The sequence below is a fragment of the Streptococcus sp. HMSC068F04 genome, assembly GCF_001837455.1.
GTDB classification, from domain to species: domain Bacteria; phylum Bacillota; class Bacilli; order Lactobacillales; family Streptococcaceae; genus Streptococcus; species Streptococcus salivarius_D.
On sequence record NZ_KV832485.1, the window covers coordinates 21989 to 37809 of the forward strand.

Annotated in this window: 15 protein-coding genes; 4 read left to right on the forward strand and 11 right to left on the reverse strand. The window is 40.6% G+C overall.

What is annotated here, in order from left to right; all coding sequences use genetic code 11:
• Nucleotides 1–108: 108 nt before the first annotated feature.
• From HMPREF2571_RS05140 to add, 10 genes are all read right to left on the reverse strand, one after another.
• The gene (locus HMPREF2571_RS05140) at nt 109–1857 is read right to left on the reverse strand and encodes an ABC transporter ATP-binding protein (RefSeq protein WP_045768620.1); all 1749 of its coding nucleotides are present in this window, start codon (nt 1855–1857) and stop codon (nt 109–111) included.
• Nucleotides 1847–3586, reverse strand: a complete 1740-nt coding sequence (locus HMPREF2571_RS05145; RefSeq protein WP_049554088.1) for an ABC transporter ATP-binding protein — start codon at nt 3584–3586, stop codon at nt 1847–1849. The genes HMPREF2571_RS05140 and HMPREF2571_RS05145 overlap by 11 nt, the downstream gene beginning before the upstream one ends.
• Nucleotides 3587–3617: 31 nt before the next feature.
• Nucleotides 3618–4229: a lysozyme family protein gene (locus HMPREF2571_RS05150; RefSeq protein ID WP_070847343.1), complete on the reverse strand. Its 612-nt coding sequence runs from the start codon at nt 4227–4229 to the stop codon at nt 3618–3620.
• Between the two features lies 1 nt (nt 4230).
• Nucleotides 4231–5208 carry a nucleoid-associated protein gene (locus HMPREF2571_RS05155; protein WP_070847345.1) on the reverse strand — a complete coding sequence of 326 codons (978 nt, stop codon included), beginning with the start codon at nt 5206–5208 and terminating at the stop codon, nt 4231–4233.
• Nucleotides 5209–5214: 6 nt separating this feature from the next.
• On the reverse strand, nt 5215–6465 hold the full coding sequence (glyA, locus tag HMPREF2571_RS05160; RefSeq protein WP_070847347.1) for a serine hydroxymethyltransferase: 1251 nt from the start codon (nt 6463–6465) through the stop codon (nt 5215–5217).
• A 92-nt stretch (nt 6466–6557) separates the two neighbouring features.
• The gene (locus tag HMPREF2571_RS05165) at nt 6558–7163 is read right to left on the reverse strand and encodes an L-threonylcarbamoyladenylate synthase (protein ID WP_070847350.1); all 606 of its coding nucleotides are present in this window, start codon (nt 7161–7163) and stop codon (nt 6558–6560) included.
• Entirely contained in the window at nt 7150–7983 is an 834-nt protein-coding gene (prmC, locus tag HMPREF2571_RS05170) for a peptide chain release factor N(5)-glutamine methyltransferase (protein ID WP_070847352.1), read from the reverse strand. The genes HMPREF2571_RS05165 and prmC overlap by 14 nt, the downstream gene beginning before the upstream one ends.
• Complete coding sequence (prfA, locus tag HMPREF2571_RS05175; RefSeq protein ID WP_004182370.1) at nt 7980–9059, reverse strand: peptide chain release factor 1; 1080 nt, start codon at nt 9057–9059, stop codon at nt 7980–7982. The genes prmC and prfA overlap by 4 nt, the downstream gene beginning before the upstream one ends.
• Nucleotides 9060–9096: 37 nt before the next feature.
• Nucleotides 9097–9693, reverse strand: a complete 597-nt coding sequence (locus HMPREF2571_RS05180; protein WP_014634619.1) for a thymidine kinase — start codon at nt 9691–9693, stop codon at nt 9097–9099.
• Between the two features lie 184 nt (nt 9694–9877).
• Nucleotides 9878–10888, reverse strand: a complete 1011-nt coding sequence (gene add / locus HMPREF2571_RS05185; RefSeq protein ID WP_070847354.1) for an adenosine deaminase — start codon at nt 10886–10888, stop codon at nt 9878–9880.
• Nucleotides 10889–11062: 174 nt separating this feature from the next.
• Here add and yghU point away from each other — a divergent pair, with 174 nt between their 5' ends.
• The 4 genes from yghU (at nt 11063) to HMPREF2571_RS05205 (ending at nt 14142) form a co-directional block, all read left to right on the forward strand.
• Nucleotides 11063–11851 (forward strand): glutathione-dependent disulfide-bond oxidoreductase, encoded by a 789-nt coding sequence (gene yghU, locus HMPREF2571_RS05190; RefSeq protein WP_070847356.1) that lies wholly within the window; start codon nt 11063–11065, stop codon nt 11849–11851.
• A 79-nt stretch (nt 11852–11930) separates the two neighbouring features.
• The gene (locus HMPREF2571_RS05195; RefSeq protein ID WP_070847358.1) at nt 11931–12875 is read left to right on the forward strand and encodes a DHH family phosphoesterase; all 945 of its coding nucleotides are present in this window, start codon (nt 11931–11933) and stop codon (nt 12873–12875) included.
• Nucleotides 12862–13794, forward strand: a complete 933-nt coding sequence (locus HMPREF2571_RS05200) for an FAD:protein FMN transferase (protein WP_070847360.1) — start codon at nt 12862–12864, stop codon at nt 13792–13794. The genes HMPREF2571_RS05195 and HMPREF2571_RS05200 overlap by 14 nt, the downstream gene beginning before the upstream one ends.
• 105 nt (nt 13795–13899) lie before the next feature.
• Nucleotides 13900–14142, forward strand: coding sequence for a type B 50S ribosomal protein L31 (locus tag HMPREF2571_RS05205; protein WP_003093591.1), 243 nt, complete (start codon nt 13900–13902; stop codon nt 14140–14142).
• 126 nt (nt 14143–14268) lie between these two features.
• Here the strand turns inward: HMPREF2571_RS05205 and HMPREF2571_RS05210 are convergent, their stop codons facing one another.
• Complete coding sequence (locus tag HMPREF2571_RS05210) at nt 14269–15531, reverse strand: NRAMP family divalent metal transporter (RefSeq protein WP_070847362.1); 1263 nt, start codon at nt 15529–15531, stop codon at nt 14269–14271.
• Between the last annotated feature and the right edge of the window lie 290 nt (nt 15532–15821).

The window sequence follows — 15821 nt, forward strand, 5'->3', positions numbered from 1 at the left end:
ATAAAAAAGAAAAAATAACTAAATTTCATTTCTTTTCCATTAATAGATTTCCGTGATAAATGATTGGCTACAATCATAAAAAAACAGAGCTTAAAAGCTCTGTCGGATTTAACTATTTTGTGTCTTTTGGGCCGTCTGCATACGATAGTACATTCCCTTAGCTTGCATCAGTCGTTCATGGGTTCCGTGTTCAACGATATCCCCATTATTCATGACCAAAATAAGGTCCGCATTTTCGATGGTAGACAATCGATGGGCAATGATGAAACTTGTTCGACCTTTCATTAATTTAGCGAAGGCCTCTTGAATGAGGAGCTCTGTACGAGTATCAATACTAGAAGTGGCTTCATCCAAGATTAAGATTTTAGGCACATTGACAAATATGCGGGCAATAGTCAAAAGCTGACGTTGTCCCTGAGAAAGGGATTGCCCCGCGTCATTCAAGTAGGTGTCATAGCCTTGAGGCAACTGCTTAATAAAGAAATCTGCATTGGCAGCCTTGGCTGCTGCTATAACTTCTTCACGACTGGCTTCGGGATTTCCATAGGCAATATTATCATGAATAGTGCCAACCTCAAGCCAAGTTTCCTGCAAGACCATCCCAATCTGTTTCCGAAGACTCTCACGAGTATAATCTGTAATAGGTCTACCGTCCAGTAGAATGTTCCCCTTGTCCAAATCATAGAAACGCATGAGCAGGTTAATCAAGGTAGATTTTCCCGCTCCTGTTGGACCAACAATGGCAACAGTACTTGCGGCAAGGATATCAATGCTCAAATCCTTGATAAGAGGTTTATTAGGCAAATAACCAAATTGGACATGGTCAAATTGAAAACGTCCCTGCACATCTGCTTCTTCCAAAACCACCTTACCTGTTTCTGTTATTTCCTCTTCATCCAATATCATATAAAGGCGATCAGCACAGGCCAAAGCACTTTGAAGTTCAGATAGAACAGATGAGATATCATTAAAAGGTTTCGTATACTGAGTCACATAGTTTAGGAAGGTAGTCAATTGTCCCACTGTAAAAGCGCCACCCGACATGATCCGATAGGCACCAACACCTGCAATAAGAGCATAGATCAGACTATTGACAAAACGTGTAGCTGGGTTAACCGCTGACGAATAAAAGATAGCACCCTGTGAATAATCAGCATACTTACCATTGACGTCTTTAAAACTCCTAACCATCTGGTCTTGTGCATTTAAACTCTGTACTAAAGCTTCTTGAGTCAAACTTTCTTCAATCAACTGAGTCTGCATGCCTCGCCATTTAGTTTGATTGCGATAGAGTTGATAACTCTTCTTTGCGATAAAACGTGCCACAAGCATTGACAAAGGCGTCATGACTAGGACTAAGAGCATCATGAACCAGTCTAAGCGAGCCATGGTAAAGATTATGACAAAAATAGTCAAAAGCCCAACGAAAAATTGGTTAAAGACCATGAGAAGTCCGTTGTTTAACTGATCGCTATCTGTAGTCACACGGCTAACCATGTCTCCAGTTCCTTGACGATCAAGGTAACTGAGAGGCATAGCATGAATTTTCATCATGACTCGTTCACGTAAACTTTCGCTATATGAATAAATCAATCGATTATAAATCAAAGGGTTAAGCCACTGGATTGCACTATTAGCTAAGATAACTACAAGCATCTGCCAAATTAAACGTGACATCAATAGAACGGCGTTCATCTTAAGAACAGCGTCCACTGCATCACCAATTAAGATAGGTAAGTAAACCGTTAAGGCAACTTGAATAATGGTCCCAACAGTTGCTAAGGCAAAGAGGTAACGCTGACTTAAGATATCTCTACTTAAACGTTTAAGCGTTGATTTATTATTTCTAGCCTTCATCAGCGACCTCCTTTTGATGTTGAGAATAATGAATGTCTTGATAGAGTTTATTTGTGGCAAGCAATTCTTCATGATTACCCAAGCCAACTTGATGTCCCTTATCAAGCACCAAAATTTGATCAACAGCTTTTAGACTATTTGTTCTTTGCGAAATAATAATCAGACTCGTTGATTTAAGATTGTCTCTGATAGCCGCTAGTAAGCGACTTTCAGTTAGGTAATCTAGGGCTGAGGTTGAGTCGTCCAAAATCAAGAATGGTGCTGGTCTCATCAGCGCACGCGCAATAGTCAAACGTTGACGTTGACCCCCCGAAAAATTACGGCCAAATGACTCAACTGGCTCATCTAAACCAAGATCCTTGTCTTTTACAAAATCAGCAGCCTGAGCCATGTCAAGCGCATGCCACAGTTCTTGCTCACTCGGTTCGTGGTCAAGTCCTAAGGACAAGTTTGAACGAATGGTTCCTCTAAATAACTCAGCTTTTTGCGGGACATAGGCAACCCAAGAACGCCACTCTTTAAGGTTTTTTGGTGATTTTTGATCTTTGAAAATAGCTAGCGAACCAATCTGAGGCTGATATAAGTTCATGATTAAGTTCACCAATGTCGATTTACCTGAACCTGTACCACCAATAATACCTAGTGACTGACCTTGAGTAAGACTGACATGAATCTCTTGGAGTGATGGCGAACTAGCTGTAGGATAGGTAAAGGTCATCTGATCAATAGCTAGCACTGTAGAAGCCTGACTAGAAGTGCGGACTTCTAAAGGTGCCTCAATATCCTCATCTTGGAGTTCAAAAATAGCTTGTACCCGTTTCGCTGAAATAAAACTTTGATTCAGATTAGTCAACATCATGGCCAATTTAAGGAGCTCCGTCAAAATTTGCAAGAGATAATTGACTAGAGCAATCAGCATCCCTTGAGACAAAAGGCCACCTTGAATTTGCAGATTTCCCTGCCAAAGGATAGCAATCAAGGTCATATTAACAATCAAGAAAGTCAAAGGACTAATGAGACTTGCTATCACTCCTGTTTTGAGCTGCCACTTCTTCAAGTCTTTATTGACACCAGTAAAGTTATCTAATTCACGCTCACTTTGATCAAAAGCCCGAATAACCCTCATACCTTCAAGTTGTTGACGCGTATTGGTAACAATTGATTCATTAATTACTCGAATCTTGGCGTATAAAGGATTGACGATGCGACTAGCTAGTACAATTATAAGGGTCAATACCAAGACCATGCCAAGAAACCATAGGGTCAAGCGTGGACTGATTCGGAATGCCATAATAATGGCTCCTGTCACGATAATTGGCGCCCTCAAAAAGAGCCTCAAAAATTGATTGATACCCGTTTGGATTTGAAAGGTATCACCAGTCAAACGTGTCACCAAACTTGACGTTCCAATCTCATCCCGCTTTTCCTTTGATAAACGCATGATTTTCGCATACAAATCATTGGTTAAACCTCGGGCATAGCCAACTGCTGCTCTGGATGAAAAATACTGTGCTGAAATAGCAACAACAACCCCAATAACGGCAAGTCCGAACAAGAGAAAAATCATCATAAACAGATGATTTTGGTCTTTATTTGGAATAGTTGTGTCGACAATTCCAGCAATTACTAGAGGGACCAAGAGTTCGAAACTGGCTTCGATTAATTTAAAAACGGGTCCCAGGATACTGTCTTTGACGTATCCTCTAAAATACACTAATAATGCTTTCATTTGTCTTTCCTAAGTTTAACGTCCTTACTCTTTAAAGGCGTGAGAACATACGCATCAAAAAGAGATTAAACTGTACTTCCTTAGCGTAGTAAATATTTCCGCCATTTGTATAAAGTTTTCCGCCACCATAGTACATGGCAACTGGTTGGTAATAGGTGTATGTTTTCCCGCTGGTGTTTCCTAGACTCGGAGCAACGACATTTTTAGAGTAAGCCTTTGCGAGTTCGACGGTGTTAACTCCACCATTATCAGCCACATAATCGATATAGGCCTTACCAAAATTATAGGCTTGTACTGCTGTCCAAGGATCCACCTTATGGTGGGCAGCTTCTTCCAGATTTTCCGACAGCACCGTCACCCCCTGACGAATACTTTCTTTTCGATCTGTGATGGAGTTAGTCACTCCTGTAGAACTTTCACTGGACTGCATCACGTCATCTGTCTTCCCCTTGGTTTCTGTGTAGATCATAGCCAACACCAAATCGACATTGGTTGTATTATCAATATCGTCCTCAGCCAATACCTCCTTAACCATGGATTCATAGGTTAAGACATGTTGAACATTGGCATGGATTCGATAACATTGGATACCTATGATGAGGACTACGACAAAAACCGCCAGACGTCTTATCCATTTAAACATATTATTTATTGATGATATCCTCGATATTTTTGATGAGAATAGAGTAGGTGCCATCAGGATTTTGAATAAATTCAACACTATCGGCATCCTGATAAACATTATTAGGCACGATTAACTCAATTCCGTTCGATAACGATAATTTTTGATTCTCCAATTTCTTAATTTGACGTGAATGGTCAATATCTGATACTGAGATAGGTTCAGGTATGGCCTCTTTGAGCTCATCAACGAAGGTCAAACGAGCCGTCAAATTATTATCAAAAAGCTGGTCCGCTAATTTTTCAGGTGACAACTCTTGATCTTCTTCCAGGTTATTAAAAATAGCTGATTTCATTTTTCCTTGGAAGTTAAAGTCATCCTGATTAAAATTCTCAGCAATCTTCTGAGCAGTATCTTCGACCATCTTAATCGATTTCTTGACAGATTGTTCAGGCTGGACCTGCAAGAGATTTTCAGAGAAATAATTGGCAAAGCTTCCATTATGCTTGATTCGCTTTTCAATCAAATAATACTGCTTACTACTACGATTGATTACCAAAGCCTCATCAGGTGTCTGGGCCGCAGATGGCAAATTATTTTGTGACAATTGAATAGGATGCTGACTATCTCCCAAAGAATGAATCAAACTGTCCTTGAGAGCAATACGCAAGAAAGCAAAATATTCTTGCCCTTCTTTCTCAAACTGAATAAAGACCAAATCATTGGTCTTTTGATCTTCAGAAATGACAAATTCTTCCTTCCAAAGTTGGGAAATTTTAACAGAACTTTCCATCAAATCATCTCCTAGATGACTGATAAAAACATTTTCCGCATCGAAATAGCCCCGTTTAGCCTCATCTGAGAAAACTTTAGAGAGTTTCTTTCGAAAATACTCATCTAAGCGAGGCGTTATTTCAAGAGGCCCTTCAGCTAAAACCAGCTCCGTATCATTTGGCGAAAACTGGTGAATGATAATGCGTTTAATATATAAATCTAACATAGTCTTTTAATAGAGTGGGAAGGCATCTGTTAGAGCTTTAACTTCTCCACGAATGCGTTCCAAAACTTCAGGTTTATCGTGATTTTCCAAAGCTTGAACCATTAATTCAGCAATTTTACGGCTCTCAGCTTCACCCATGCCACGACTTGTAATAGCTGGACTACCAACACGGATACCAGATGTTTTGAATGGAGACAATTGCTCATAAGGAATACCATTTTTGTTCAAAGTAATATTAACTTCTTCAAGAACGTTTTGTGCAACCTTACCATTTTCAACAACCTTAGTCACATCAACCAAGAAGAGGTGATTGTTAGTGCCACCTGAGATAACACGGAAATCTGGATGTTGATTGAAAACGTCCGCCATGGCAGCAGCATTCTTGATAACATTTTCCCCATATTCCTTAAAGGCAGGGTCAAGCGCTTCTTTAAGAGCAACAGCCTTAGCAGCAATAACGTGTTCCAATGGACCACCTTGCAAACCAGGGAAGACCGCAGAATTCAATTTTTTAGCGATTTCTTCATCATCAGTCAAAATCAAACCACCGCGAGGACCACGAAGCGTCTTGTGAGTTGTTGTAGTTGTCACATGTGCATGAGGAACTGGACTTGGATGATGACCAGAGGCTACAAGACCTGCAATGTGAGCCATATCTACCATGAGGTAGGCACCGACAGCATCAGCAATTTCACGGAATTTAGCAAAATCAATGATACGTGAGTAAGCTGAAGCCCCAGCCACGATAAGTTTTGGTTGTACTTCTTTAGCTTGAGCCAGAATAGCATCGTAATCAAGGAGTTCAGTTTCTTTATCAACGTTGTAAGCCACAAAGTTATAGGTCTTACCAGAGAAGCTAACTGGTGCACCATGTGTCAAGTGACCACCCGCTGACAAATCCATTCCCATAACCGTATCACCTGGTTGAATCAAAGACATGTAAACTGCTGCATTGGCTTGGCTACCTGAGTGAGGTTGCACATTGGCAAATTTAGCTCCAAAAAGTTCTTTGGCACGCTCAATAGCAAGAGACTCGACCACATCAATCACGTCTGTACCACCATAGTAACGTTTACCTGGATAGCCTTCTGCGTACTTATTAGTCAAGAGTGTCCCTTGAGCAGCCATTACAGCTTTAGATACCACGTTCTCAGAGGCAATCAACTCAATATTGTTTTGCTGACGTTCAGCCTCAGCATCGATGGCGTTCCATAGTTCAGGGTCAAATGCTTTGTAATCTTCTTTATCAAAAATCATAGAGGTCTCCTTTGAGGTCTAATGGGGTTCAATCAACTCACCCACATACAGTCGGAAATTATCTCACACTTCCATAGGTCTCTGTTAGTCATTTATTCTATGGTCAACTCGGGTAGAGCCGCCAATAGTTCTTCTTTTGTAATTTTTCCTTGTCTGAGAATCTTAGCAGGTGAGACCGACAAATCTAAAATTGTCGAATCTACACCTAACAAGGCATCATCATCTTGATAGCCAGTCACCTGAAAATCAAATTGGTCTCTTATTTGGTCAAAATAACGACCACTAGCCTTCCCAGACTTATTGGCTGAGGGGCCAATCAAGGGCCCTTCTGCTTGAATCAGTTCTCTAGTGACAGGATGGTCTGGCAAACGAAAGCCAACTGTCGCCAAACCAGAATTAATCCATCTGGGGACTTTATCATTAGCTTTTAAAATGATAGTCAGAGGTCCAGGCAAAAAAGCATCATACAATTGTTTCAAATATTTGGGCTGCTCTTTCGAATAAGACAGGATATCTTCATAAGAAGCGACATTCAAATTCATGGCTTTATCTCTAGGACGATTTTTCAGCTCATAGACATGGTTCACAGCACTCTCATCCAAAGCCTTAGCAAATAAACCATAGACAGTCTCTGTAGGAAGAACGACTGCGCCACCGTCAGACAAGATTTCTCTTAACACTTTCTTACTTTTCATCATCCATCACGACCATTCTATCTTGTCCAAATTGGTCCTTAAGGACACGCACTCGCTTATCTGGAAAATGTAGAGACAAGAGTTTCTTCAAATCCATTCCCTGCTTATAGCCAATTTCAAAGTAGAGCTTTCCACTAGGAGTCAAATACTTATCTGCTTCCTCAATAATCTGTCTATAAATGGCAAGTCCCTCTTCATCAGCAAACAAGGCCATCTTTGGCTCGCTAGCCAAGACATTGATACCAACTTCATCCTTATCGTTTTCAGAAATATAGGGAGGATTTGACACAATGATATCAAAACTGCCAGAAATATTTTCGAAAACATCCGATTGAACAAATCTAATGTCTACCTGATTTAGCTTAGCATTCTCCTTGGCAAGCTCTAGCGCATCAACTGACAAGTCACTAGCTGTTACTTGCCAAAGGAGGCGACTCTTTTTCAGGGATACCGAAATAGCACCACTCCCAGTTCCGATATCAAGAACCTTAAGCTCTGCGCTTGGGTTTTCCGCTAAAATCAAGTCCACTAGTTCCTCAGTTTCAGGACGTGGAATCAAGACACGCTCATCAACCTGAAAACGTAAGCCATGAAAGTCTTCATAGCCCAAAATATACTGGGCAGGCTTGTGTTTCTTTAGTTGGCTAAATATATGAGCTAATAGCTCAGCATCTTCCTCTGAAACTTCCTGACGCAATTGAAGGACAAAATGAGTCAAGTCCCACTGCTTCAAACCACGATAAACAAAGGAAAGGGCCTCTGGCTCTTCTCCAACAGCCTCAAGCTGCTTCTCATAGTCAGCCAGAACATCCGCTAGAATCATTTGTTAAGCTCTTCCAATTTTTGAGTTTGATCGTAAAGAACAAGAGCATCAATGACTTCATCCATTTTCCCAGCCAAAATCGTATCTAATTTTTGAAGGGTCAAACCAATACGGTGATCCGTTACACGGTTTTGTGGGAAGTTGTAAGTACGGATACGCTCTGAACGATCCCCTGTACCAACAGTAGATTTACGCTCAGCATCTTGTTCATCTTGAGCGATTTGTGCAAAGTGGTCCGCAACACGCGCACGGATAATCTTCATGGCTTTATCACGGTTCTTCTGTTGTGTACGTTCTTCTTGCATCTCTACTTTGATTCCAGTAGGAATGTGAACCATACGAACCGCAGTCGCAACCTTATTGACGTTCTGACCACCAGCACCAGATGCGTGATAGATATCGACACGAAGGTCCTTAGGATCAATTTCGTACTCTACTTCTTCAACTTCTGGCATAACCAAAACAGTTGCTGTCGAGGTATGAACACGACCTTGGCTCTCAGTCACAGGCACACGTTGCACACGGTGTGCTCCAGATTCATATTTGAGTTTAGAGTAGACTGATTGTCCTGAAACCATGGCAACCACTTCTTTGATACCACCGACACCATTATAAGAAGCTTCCATGACCTCAAAGCGCCAACCTTGTGTTTCTGCGTATTTTTGATACATAGCTAAAAGGTCACCTGCAAACAAGGCAGCTTCATCACCACCTGCAGCCCCACGGATTTCGAGGATAATATTCTTGTCATCATTAGGGTCTTTTGGCAAGAGAAGAATTTTCAAACGTTCTTCATACTCTTCTTTAGCGGCTTTAGATTCTTTAAGCTCTTCCTTAGCCATTTCTTCCAAATCAGGATCACCGCTTGCTTCCTTAATCATCTCTTCAGCATCTGAGATACTTTGGATGACTTGCTTGTACTCACGGTAAGCTGTCACTGTTTCACGGGTATTTGCTTCTTCACGCGACAACTCCATGAAACGTTTAGTGTCTGAAACGACTTCAGGGTCACTAAGCAATTCACCCAATTCCTCATAACGGTCTTCAACCGCTTGTAACTGATCATAAATGTTCATTTGTTATCTTTACTCCTTATATAACTAATAGTCGTTTTTAGGCCTTATTCAAAGGGATTATTTTTTCGTGAGGTGGATTAAACCAGTGCTTTCGACAAACGGAGATATAACTCTCATGACCTCCAATTTGAACTTGTGCTCCCTCATAAACTGGCTTACCATCTTCCATACGAAGAACCATGGTTGCCTTTCTCGAGCAATAATGACAAATAGTCTTGATTTCATCAATCTTATCAGACAATAGCAAAAGATATTTAGAACCTTCAAAGAGATTGTTCTGAAAATCATTTTTGAGACCAAAAGCCATCACTGGGATATCTAACTCATCAACAATTCTTGCCAAATCATAGACATTCGCACGGGTCAAAAACTGAGCCTCATCAACTAAAACACAGTAAGGTCGTGGATCCATATTAGCAATGTAACCAAAAATATCCGTATCATCACCAATAGGATATGCCTTCCGTTTCATGCCAATACGACTAGAGATATAGCCGACCCCATCTCGATTATCCAAACGACTGGTCAACAATACTACTGGTTTTCCTTGTTCTTCGTAATTATAGGCAACCTTAAGAATCTCAATGGATTTCCCAGAATTCATAGTGCCATAGCGAAAATAAAGTTGTGCCAAACCAGTCTCCTCTAAAATATGTATTGTACTTATTTTATCATAATTCCAAGCGTAAAAGGGAGGGAGACTGAACAATTTTTGAAAAAAGTTCGCCTCACTCCCTTATTTTTATAATAGGTTTGACTTGTGTTTCAAATGGTTCATTCTTATCATCTTTATAAAGTTTCGCCAGTCTATTTACTTCCTATGAATAGGCTTTAGCCAATTTTTCAAGGAGTTCTTCTTTCTCCTCATCACTAGCAAATGAAGCTTCGATTGCTGTCTTATTATGAGCATAGAAGTCTTGAACTGAGCTACCAAAATGCTTGTGATAGAGTTCGTACTCTTTGGTCAGGTTTGTATCAGAAACGGTACGATTGTCCGTATTAATGGTAATATTAGCCCCTGCCGCTTTCATTTTTAGATAAGGAAAATCAGCAACTGTAATAGCAGCCTTAGTCTGGAGATTACTTGTTAAACATAACTCTCCTGTGACACCATTTTTGACAAACTCTTCCAAAAGCTCGGGCTCATGAGCCAAGATCGTTGCATGACCATTACGCTTAATTCCCATGGCAATTGACTCAGCCAAAAAGGCTGGGCAACCACACTCTCCAGCATGGAAAGTCATCGGACGGTTGTAACTTTGGACTTGTTCAATCAGAGGTTTAATCGCCTTAGGTCCATAATGATGCTCATCTCCGGCAAAATCAAAACCAACAAAGTCACTATTTTCAACTTCATTTGCTTCATCAAGAATACGAGCCGTTAATTCTTGATCTGATTGGCGCATGCCACAAACTAGGGCCTTGGCTACAATACCAAATTCTTCTTGAGCTTGACGTAAGCCTTGACAAACAGCATCAATGGTCTCAGCGACAGTCAATCCCTTATCCATTGACAATTCTGGAGCAAAACGCACTTCAATATAGATAACATTTTCAAGAGCAGCCTGTTTAGCGACATCATAAGCCGCAATAGTCAAAGCTTCCTTTGTTTGAAGCAAAGGACGAATATAATCAAAAGCCTCAAGATAATCTAGGAGACTCTCACAGGTAGCAGGTGCTGTCACATGGTGTTTGAGCTCTGCATCGTCCTCAGGTAACTCAATCTGTGCCAAGTCAGCTAGGTGACGAATGGTTTCCAATGATAGAGAACCATCCAAATGGCAGTGTAGTTCTGTTTTAGCCAACTTATGAAAATCAATAGCAGTCATTCTTTTCTTCCTCTCTAAACAATATGTTTTTTATCAGATAAAAATTAATTTTTACTATCTTATCATTCTTATGGAAAAAGTCAAGGTGTTGCGCCTAATAGGACGTAGTAGATTCTTGAAATGCCATTAGCATTTTGTTAGGATGTAACTATCAAGAATACAAGGAGAAACTTTATGTCTGACTATATTTTACCAGTAGTTTGGGAAAACCCAACCTCTATGGGAGGTGCCTGGGGTGGCCTCAATCAACCTACAGCTGGTGCACGTTTTGAACAAACTTTGCCTAAAGGTGACCAACCTTTCCAACTCTATACTCTTCCGACACCAAATGGTATCAAGGCAACTATCATGCTGGAAGAATTGAAAGAACTTGGTGTAACTCAAGCAGGTTATGACGCTTATCGTATTAAGATTGGTGACGGTGACCAATTTGGCTCAGACTTTGTTTCAATCAATCCAAACTCAAAGATTCCAGCAATGATGGATTACTCTGAGGACCAACCGGTTCGTGTCTTTGAATCAGCTAACATCCTCCTTTACTTGGCTGAAAAATTCGGCAAACTCATTCCAACTGATTACGCAAAACGTACGGAAGTTCTCAACTGGCTCTTTTGGCAAACAGGTGCTGCTCCCTTCTTAGGTGGTGGCTTTGGGCACTTCTTCCACTATGCACCTGAAAAAATCGATTATGCCATCAACCGTTTTTCCATGGAAGCCAAACGCCAACTTGACTTGCTAGATAAAGAATTAGCAACCAAACCTTATATTGCTGGTGATGAATACACTATCGCTGATATCGCAATCTGGTCTTGGTATGGCCGTCTTGCTCAAGATAAAATTTGGGACAAGGCTGGTATTTTCCTTGATGTTAAAGAATACAAGCACCTTCAAGCATGGACTGAAAAAATTGCCAACCGTCCAGCGGTTAAACGTGGACTTGAAGTCGACTATAAAGATATCTAATTTTATAACGGTTTGCCTAGGCTAACCGTTTTTCTATTGTTTCATGATATAATAGAAACAAAATCACAAGGAGACATTCATGACTGTATTTCAAGCTATTTTAGAAAAAATTAAAACCCATGACACTATTATTATTCACCGCCACCAAAGACCTGACCCTGATGCCATTGGTAGTCAGGTAGGACTGAAGGAAATTTTAAAAACAAACTTTCCAGATAAAAAGGTTCTTGCGACAGGTGTCAATGAACCTACCTTATCTTGGATTGCTGAAATGGATAAGGTAACTGACCAAGACTATGAAGGAGCGCTTGTTATTGTTACCGATACAGCCAACACTCCTCGTATCGACGACGACCGTTTTGATAAGGGGGACTTTCTTATCAAAATTGACCATCATCCTAACGACGATGCCTACGGCGACCTCCTCTTAGTTGATACGACTGCTTCAAGTGCCAGCGAAATTGTGACTGACTGGGCTCTCACTCTTGGCCTTTCCTTGTCAGATGCCGCTGCCCGTGTTCTTTACAATGGTATTGTTGGCGATACAGGTCGCTTCCTCTTTCCGTCTACGACACCTAAAACACTTCAAATTGCGGCTAAACTTCGTGAATACGACTTTGATTTTGCATCAATGGCTCGTCGTATGGATAGTTTCCCATTCAAAATTGCTAAATTACAAGGTTATGTTTTCGATAATCTAGAAGTCGATGAAAATGGTGCGGCTCGAGTTGTCTTGACACGAAAGATTTTGGATGAATTCAATGTCACTGATGCTGAAAGTTCTGCAATTGTTGGCACTCCAGGTCGTATTGATTGCGTCGAATCTTGGGCTATTTTCGTAGAGCAGCCTGAAGGGCATTACCGTGTACGTCTGCGCAGTAAAAGCATTGTCATCAATGAGATTGCTAAACGTCATGATGGTGGCGGCCACCCACTTGCTAGTGGGGCCAATTCCTACAGCTTAGAAGAAAACGAACAAATCTATCAAGAAATTAAGGATACTGTTGCCTATGCAACTCACTAATCGTCGTGTACGTCTCATGGGAACTGTGATTGACGTCTCTATCTATCATGAAGAACCAGAACCCCTGCTAGACCAAGTTGAAGCACTTCTACATACCTACAATAAGCGCTTCTCAGCCAATGACGACAGTTCCGAACTCATGAAAATTAACAAGGCAGCAGGCTTACATCCAGTGACAGTTCACCCAGAGCTTTTTGAACTTATTTCTCTTGGAAAATGGCATAGCTGCCAACCTGGAAGTCACCTTAATATTGCTATTGGGCCTCTCATTCAGACTTGGCGCATTGGTTTTTCTGATGCTAAGCTGCCTCTTCCTGAAGAAATTCGTCCACTCCTGGACATCATCAATCCCAATGCCATTCTTCTATCCGAGGAAACCCAAAGCGTTTTTCTCAAAGAAAAAGGGATGAAAATTGATCTTGGTGCCCTAGCAAAAGGATATATTGCAGATCGTATTGCAGATTTTCTTAAAGCTGAAAAAGTAACCAGTGCCCTAATCAATCTCGGAGGCAATGTCCTAACCTTTGGACCAGCCCTCCATAATCCAGACCACAAATGGCGAATTGGTATTCAAAATCCTAAGGAGACAAGAAACACAAATCTTATGGTGCTTGCTATAAGAGATAAGTCTGTTGTCACTTCGGGAATCTATGAACGTACTTTTGAGATAGATGGCAAAACCTACCATCATATTTTTGATAGCCAGACTGGTTATCCAGTCTCCAGTGACCTAGCCAGCCTTACCATTATTTCATCCCTCTCAGTGGATGGTGAAATTTGGACAACCCGCTTATTTGGCTCTAGTCTCGAACACATATTCCAAGAAGTTAGTTCACAAGCTGAGCTTGAAGCAATCATCGTTGATAAAGACAATCACTGCTTTCAGACAGGTGGCATTTACAAAATGCGAATTTCCTAAAAAATAGTAAAAAAGACTTGTCAAGTAGACCACCTTTTGATAAACTAAAATAGTTAAAAAAACTATGGTGCGGAAAGTACCATGGCAGAAAGGAAATATTTTAACATGAAAAAAGATATCCATCCAGATTACCGTCAAGTAGTATTCATGGACACAACTACTGGTTACCAATTCCTTAGCGGTTCAACTAAACACTCAAACGAAACAGTTGAATTCGAAGGTGAAACTTACCCACTTATCCGTGTAGAAATTTCATCAGATTCACACCCATTCTACACTGGCCGTCAAAAATTCACTCAAGCAGACGGACGCGTGGATCGTTTCAACAAAAAATACGGTCTCAAATAAGCAACATCTTGTTGTTAAGCCATTCCGATTGGAATGGTTTTTTTGTATACTCTTGGGTATAAGCTCTCCTACTCCCATATTTATAAAATAAAAAAACAGCCTCCCTAGGGAAACTGTCTAATCCTATTAACCTGCTTTACCAATAGCCAAAGCCCAGATAAAGAAGAGGGCAAATCCGAACAAGAAAATCAAACCTGCAATAGCAAGACCTTTCAACCAAGTTGGAAGGTCTCTCTTTGCTTTTGTAACAAGTACATAATTCAAAAGCGCAAAGAAAGGTGTTGTAAGGAATGAACCAATCATGGCAAAACGAAGCATTGTTGCTACTTGACCTTGGAAGAAGAAAATAATGATGAGACCAAGAATAGCTGTCAGTGTCATCCAAACATTCAATGGTGTTTGATTTTTTTCTTTTTGGTTAAACAAAAGACGAAGAGAAATTTCGTTAACACGTGAATAACCATCGATAACAGTGATCACAGTACCAAAGATACATAAGAAAGCGATAAAGGTAATCAAATAGCGTGACCACTCACCAAGTACTGAGGCATACATACCAACAAACTGAGCAATATACTTAGCTGATGCTGCTTCTACTGGTTTACCAGTTGGATACTGGATAAGAGCACCGAGTGCTACAAAGAATACTGCAAGAATAGCTGTTCCGATGAAACCAACGTTAAAGTCAAAGAGGGCATCATCAGTGTTAAAATCAACCGTTTTCTTTTTCTCTGCTGACCAAAGTGAGTTAATGGCTGAAATTTCAATTGGAGCTGGCATCCATCCAAGAAGTGAAACGATAAATGGAAGGGCTGCTAACTGCCATGGTGTTTTCTCAACAAAGTCAGCACTGTACTCTGGGTGTTTGATTGCTGCAATAATAACTGCTGCTACTGTTGCGATAGTCAAGGCTGACATGATCCATTTAGCCATGCCATCAAGAAGTTTGTAACCACCAAAGAGTAACATACCCCAAATGATTGCAACCAAAATGATTGACCATGTGGTAATACTCAACCCAAGCATTGGAAAGGCACTGGCAATGATAGCTGAACAAAGAATAGAAACTCCCGCAGTATTAACCAAGGCTGAAAAGACATTCAAAATGAAGAATACCCAAAGATAGAACTTACCTTTTTCAGCGTAACCTTCAACCAGGGTTTTACCTGTATCAGCTGTATACTCAGCCCCAAAACGGAAGAATGGGTACTTGAAGAGGTTGGCAAGAATAACCAAGCCTAGCAAGGCCCATCCATAAGAACCACCTGCTTGGGTTGAAGAAACGATGTGGGAACCACCTACGGCAGCAGATGCCATTAGGATACCAGGTCCCATTGCTTTTATTTTACTACGCCAGGTAGACTGACTAGTTGCACTTGTTTGTGACATAAGAAAATCTCCTAAAACAAATTTTCAGAATAATCTGAATTGATGTCTACCATTTTACACAATTGTTGGAATAATTTCAATATCATTTCACATATTTTCTGAAAAATAGAAAAAAGCCATCCAAACGGATAGCTCTTTTACTATTTAGAAAGTCCCGTAAAGAAATCTACGATAGCTTGCCAAATTTGTGCAAAAATATTTTTGCTGTTCTCAACCGCTTTGTTGGCATTAAAGTTTAGGTTTATTCCAGAGAAGGTATTACGCCCTATTGTAAAATGAAGTGCAACACA